Source organism: Arthrobacter crystallopoietes BAB-32, assembly GCF_000328305.2.
GTDB classification, from domain to species: Bacteria; Actinomycetota; Actinomycetes; order Actinomycetales; family Micrococcaceae; genus Crystallibacter; species Crystallibacter crystallopoietes_A.
Map to the genome: position 1 here is coordinate 1 of NZ_ANPE02000260.1, position 5,050 is coordinate 5,050.

The 5,050-nt window shown below is 66.8% G+C and carries 8 protein-coding genes and 1 riboswitch; of the genes, 7 read left to right on the forward strand and 1 reads right to left on the reverse strand.

Going from position 1 to position 5,050, the window contains the following annotated elements; translation table 11 throughout:
• From D477_RS19015 to mnhG, 6 genes are all read left to right on the forward strand, one after another.
• The coding region (locus D477_RS19015; protein ID WP_005273850.1) for an MnhB domain-containing protein at positions 1 to 345 on the forward strand (345 nt) is incomplete at its 5' end.
• Entirely contained in the window at positions 342 to 812 is a 471-nt protein-coding gene (locus D477_RS19020) for a Na(+)/H(+) antiporter subunit C (protein WP_005273853.1), read from the forward strand. The genes D477_RS19015 and D477_RS19020, both read left to right, overlap by 4 nt.
• On the forward strand, positions 809 to 2,455 hold the full coding sequence (locus D477_RS19025; protein ID WP_005273856.1) for a Na+/H+ antiporter subunit D: 1,647 nt from the start codon (positions 809 to 811) through the stop codon (positions 2,453 to 2,455). Before D477_RS19020 ends, D477_RS19025 begins: the two co-directional genes overlap by 4 nt.
• A complete protein-coding gene (locus D477_RS19030) occupies positions 2,455 to 3,018 on the forward strand; it encodes a Na+/H+ antiporter subunit E (RefSeq protein ID WP_005273858.1) in 564 nt (187 codons plus the stop codon). The genes D477_RS19025 and D477_RS19030 overlap by 1 nt, the downstream gene beginning before the upstream one ends.
• The gene (locus D477_RS19035; RefSeq protein WP_005273860.1) at positions 3,015 to 3,299 is read left to right on the forward strand and encodes a monovalent cation/H+ antiporter complex subunit F; all 285 of its coding nucleotides are present in this window, start codon (positions 3,015 to 3,017) and stop codon (positions 3,297 to 3,299) included. Before D477_RS19030 ends, D477_RS19035 begins: the two co-directional genes overlap by 4 nt.
• The gene (gene mnhG / locus D477_RS19040) at positions 3,289 to 3,810 is read left to right on the forward strand and encodes a monovalent cation/H(+) antiporter subunit G (RefSeq protein ID WP_005273863.1); all 522 of its coding nucleotides are present in this window, start codon (positions 3,289 to 3,291) and stop codon (positions 3,808 to 3,810) included. Before D477_RS19035 ends, mnhG begins: the two co-directional genes overlap by 11 nt.
• A gap of 40 nt (positions 3,811 to 3,850) precedes the next feature.
• On the opposite strand, the gene D477_RS19045 is transcribed toward mnhG, so the two are convergent.
• Positions 3,851 to 4,114 carry a DUF4235 domain-containing protein gene (locus tag D477_RS19045; RefSeq protein ID WP_005273865.1) on the reverse strand — a complete coding sequence of 88 codons (264 nt, stop codon included), beginning with the start codon at positions 4,112 to 4,114 and terminating at the stop codon, positions 3,851 to 3,853.
• Between the two features lie 109 nt (positions 4,115 to 4,223).
• Positions 4,224 to 4,359: riboswitch (TPP riboswitch) on the forward strand.
• 46 nt (positions 4,360 to 4,405) lie between these two features.
• Here D477_RS19045 and D477_RS19050 point away from each other — a divergent pair.
• A complete protein-coding gene (locus D477_RS19050; protein WP_005273868.1) occupies positions 4,406 to 5,044 on the forward strand; it encodes an ECF transporter S component in 639 nt (212 codons plus the stop codon).
• The last annotated feature ends 6 nt before the right edge of the window (positions 5,045 to 5,050 follow it).

A 5,050-nucleotide genomic window follows, 5' to 3' on the forward strand; every position in this document is an offset into this window, starting at 1 on the left:
GGGCGGGTGGAGCTGGCGGAAGCCACGCCGGTCAGCGCCGGCTTCCTGCTCGGCGCCGGACTGTGCACGGCCTCGCTGTCGGCCGCAGTGCCGCTGATCCTCGGCGGCGGGATCTTCCAGACCGCGATCCTGCACTTCAGCCTCCCGGTCTTCGGCGACCACAAGTTCGTCACCTCGACGTTCTTCGACATTGGCGTCTACCTCGTCGTCGTCGGCCTGGTCCTGGACGTGCTGCGGAGCTTCGGTGCCGAGATCGACGAACGCAGCGAGGACCGCCGGCCGGTGCCGCATGAGGGCACACCGCATGAAGCCCCCGAACCCATCGAGGAAGGAGTCGCACGATGACCGTGAACATCACGCTGCTGGCCGTCATGGGCGTGTTCGTGGCCGTCGGCGTCTACCTGATCCTGGAACGCAGCCTGACCCGCGTCATGCTGGGCCTCATGCTGCTGGCCAACGGCGCCAACATCCTGCTCCTCGCCACCGGCGGCGCCGCCGGCCTCGCGCCGCTCTACCGGAGCGGTACGCCGGCCGAGGACTACAGCGACCCGCTGCCGCAGGCGCTGATCCTGACCTCGATCGTTATTTCCTTCGCCGTGACGGCCTTCCTGCTCGGCATCATCTACCGCTCCTGGGTCCTCGGCCGCCAGGATGAAGTGCAGGACGACATCGAAGACCGCCGCGTGGCCAACCAGTCCAGCTTCGACGCCGAGGACGATACCGCCATTCCGGTGGAAACCACGGAATTCGTCACGGACGACTCGGACGAACGGCCGGCCGGAAAGAAAGCCAAGCAAAGGGGAACCCGATGATCGCCGCGTCCCTGGCGCCGCTCGCCGTCGTTATTCCCTTCCTGGGGGCCGGGCTGGCCTTCCTGCTGGTCCGCCGCCCGGTTGCCCAGCGCATCTTCAGCGTCTCCACCCTGGCGGTGACGCTGGCCGTTGAGCTGATCCTGCTGCTTTCGGCGTGGATCCAAGGCCCGCAGTCGGTGGCGATCGGCGGCTGGGCTCCGCCATTCGGCATCAACATGGTGGTGGACGAGCTCTCCTCGCTGATGCTGGTGGTGTCCTCCTGCGTCAGCCTGGCCGTGCTGGTGTACGCCACGGGGCAGGGCATGGCCGACGGGGACGAGGACGGGCCGATCTCGATCTTCCACCCGACGTACCTGATCCTGGTGGCGGGGGTCTCCAATGCCTTCCTGACCGGCGACCTGTTCAACCTCTACGTCGGGTTCGAAATCCTGCTGACCGCCAGCTACGTCCTGATGACCATGGGCGGCACCGGGCCGCGGGTGCGCGCGGGCGTGACCTACGTGGTGGTCAGCGTCATCTCCTCGATGCTGTTCCTGCTGGCCATCGCCATGATCTATGCCGCCACCGGAACGGTGAACATGGCGGACCTTGCGCTCAAGCTGGCGGAGCTGGACGATTCGACGCAGATGATCCTGCACCTGATGCTGGTGGTCGCCTTCGGCATCAAGGCGGCCGTCTTCCCGCTGTCCTTCTGGCTGCCGGACTCCTACCCGACCGCGCCGGCACCGGTGACCGCGGTGTTCGCCGGCCTGCTGACCAAGGTCGGCGTCTATGCGCTGATCCGCACCGAAACGCTGCTGTTCCCGGGAGACCGGATCAACAGCTTCCTGATGGTGGTGGCACTGCTGACCATGGTGGTCGGCATCCTGGGCGCGCTGGCGCAGATCGACATCAAACGTATGCTGTCCTTCACGCTGGTCAGCCACATCGGCTACATGGTCTTCGGCCTGGCGATGGGCTCGGCCCTCGGTCTGGCGTCGACGGTCTACTACGTGGCCCACCACATTACGGTGCAGACCAGCCTGTTCCTGGTGACCGGCCTGATCGAACGCCGGGGCGGAACCTCGAACATGGACCGGCTGGGCGGGCTGGCGCGGCTGTCGCCGCTCCTGGCCATCCTGTTCTTCGTGCCGGCCATGAACCTGGCCGGAATTCCGCCGTTCTCCGGGTTCCTCGGGAAGCTCGGCCTGCTCCAGGCCGGCGTCGACCTGGGTACGCCGCTGGCCTACGTGCTGGTGGCGGGCAGTGTACTGACATCGCTGCTGACCCTGCTGGCGATGGCCCGCGTCTGGAACCGCGCTTTCTGGCGCACGCCTGAAGACGCCGAACATCCGGACCCGATACTGCTTGCCGCCGTACCGGACCGTGTTCCGCGCGGAACCAGCGGCCGGACCGTCGCCGTGAAGGCCGCACCGGCCGGTGCCAAGGCCGCAGCCGCAACGGCGCCGCGGACCACCATGAATGTGCTGCCGAAGAGCATGGTCGGGGCCACCATCGGGCTGGTGGCCCTGGGCGTGGCGCTGACGGTGTTGGCCGGCCCGCTCTTCGAACTCAGCGAGAAATCCGGACAGGGCATGCTCGAGCGCACGCCTTATATCGAGGCGGTGCTCGGCGAAGGCGCGGCGGAAGGAGGAGGCCGATAATGCGGACCCGGATCCCGCTGCTGGCCGAAATTCCGCTGCTGGTCTGGCTGGTCATTCTCTGGGGTGCACTGTGGCAGGACTACAGCCTGGGCAACCTGGTCTTCGGCCTGGCCATCGGTCTAGTGATCGTGAATATCTTCTACCTGCCGCCGGTGGAACTGGGCGGCCGGCTCAACTTGCTGGCCAGCGCCGTCTTCGTCCTGACCTTTATCGGCAGCGTCGCGGCCGCCAGCTTCCAGGTTCTCTGGGTGTCGATCACTAAGGGCCCGCGGACCAAGAACGCCGTGCTGGCGGTGAAGCTGCGGACCCGTTCGGACCTGATCGTCACCGCCACGGGCCACACGATCTCGCTGATCCCGGGCAGCCTGGTGGTCGACGTCGACCGCTCTACCTCGACGCTCTACCTGCACTGCCTGGACATTTCCTCCCCGGAGAGTGCTGAGCGGTTCCGCGACCAGGTGCGGCGCATCGAAGCCGGACTGATCCGCAGCATTGGAAGCAAGGAGGAACTGGCCATCATCAGGGCCGAGAAACAGAACGCAAGCACGGGAGGCAGCAGATGACAGGCGGCATCATGGACGTGGTCCTGGTGATCGTCGTGGCCATCCTCTCGATCGCCGCGGCGGTGGCGATTTTCCGCGTGGTGAAGGGCCCCTCGATCCTGGACCGCGTGATGGGGATCGACGTCCTGCTGGCCATCGTGTGTGCCGGCATCATCGCCGATATGGCCGTCCGGAAGCACCAGGACAACCTGACCCTGGTGGTCATCATTTCGCTGGTCGGCTTCATCGGCTCCGTGGCGGTGGCACGGTTCGTGATCGACAGGCGGCCGCATGAACATTGATGCCGTCCTCGAAGCAGCCGCAGCGCTCTGCCTGATCACCGGCGCGCTGATGTCCCTGGCCGCGGCCATCGGCATGCTGCGTTTCCCGGACCTGTTGTCGCGCATGCACGCCGCGACCAAGCCGCAGGTCTTCGGGCTGCTGATGCTGCTGCTCGGGCTCGCGCTGCAGCTGCGCAGCTGGGCCGCGGTGCCGGTGCTGGTTGTCGCCTGGCTGTTCCAGCTGCTGACGGTCCCGGTTTCGGCCCACATGGTAGGCCGTGCGGGCTACCGGACCAAGCACCTGCGCAAGGACACCCTGAGCATTGACGAACTGGACGAGGTGGTCCGCAAGGCAGCCGAGGAAGAGGGCGTTCCGGACCGGGGGACTGGAGAGCCGGCCTTCAGCAATTCGGCGGTCGGAAAGGAACTGGATGCGGCGGCGGCGGAAGCCGGACTGGCGGCCGAAGCCGCGGCACATCCGGACAGCCACCGGGGACGCCCCGGCAGCGCCGGAGCGGCGCAACCGGAGTAGTCGGCCCGGCCCGGACGGCCCCCGCCGTCGTTATTTTTTCCTAGACCAGGTCCCGCGTCTTGGTGAAGCGGTTGATGGCCTGCTGCGTTCCGCGCTGCGAGAGCACGCGGATCATGGCGCTGACGCCGCCGGAGATCAGGGCGAACACCAGCGTGGACCGCAGGGTGTTCTCCATGGCCTCGGTATCCTGTTTCGGCGATTCCTTTCCAGTGACCAGCTTCCAGACGATGTCGATCAGCTTCGCGCCGGCCAGGCCGGCCGCAATGCTGACGCCGGTGCCCAACAGCTTCAAGATCAGATGCATTGCCGCTCCCTCAAGTAGGTGATGCTCGTCTACGCCCAGCCTAACCGCTCGCCGCCGATGGCGGCTTCAGGCCGGCCGGAGTGTAGACTGGTAGGCGCTGGCAAACAGCACATTACGACAGGGGAGCGTCCGATCCGGGACCGCGGCAAGCCGCGCGCCGGGCGGGACGCTGAGAGTGCGGCCCACCGCAGACCCTCGAACCTGCTCCGGTTAGTACCGGCGAAGGGAGTCGAGTTCTCAGGGATGCCCGACAGCGGGCTTCCCTCCCCTCCTGCAACTCAGGAGGATTCCATGAGCACTTACGAAAAATCCGCAGCGGCCGGTTCCCGCACGCGCAAATACAGCTGGCGCGTCGTCGACATCGTCGTCGCCGCCCTGATCGCCGTCGCCGGCGGCGTGATCTTCTGGGCCTGGTCGCAGGGTGCGAACCTGGTCTCCGCCCCGATCAATGCCATCTATCCGCCGCTGACCGGCCTGTATGCGGGCGGCTGGATGATCCCAGCCGTGCTGGGCATGCTCATCATCCGCAAGCCGGGGGCAGCGTTGTTCTGCGAAACCGTCGCCGCCACCGGCGAGCTGATCATGGGCTCCCAGTACGGGATGACCGTGCTGGTCTCGGGCATCCTGCAGGGCCTGGGCGCCGAGCTGGTCTTCGCGGCAGTGCGGTACCGGAAGTTCAACCTGCCGGTGGCGCTGCTCGCCGGTGCCGGGGCCGGGCTGTTCTGCGGCCTGAACGACTCCTTCGCACCATGGGGCTGGAACATTGCCTACGAACCAGTGGACAAGCTGGTCTACATCATCTGCACCGCGATATCCGGAGCGATCATCGCCGGTGCCCTGTCCTGGCTGGCCACGCGGGGGCTGGCACGGACCGGCGCGCTCAGCTCGTTCGCGTCGCGCAAGGCAGCCAGCGAACCCGTCTTTTCCTGATGGCTG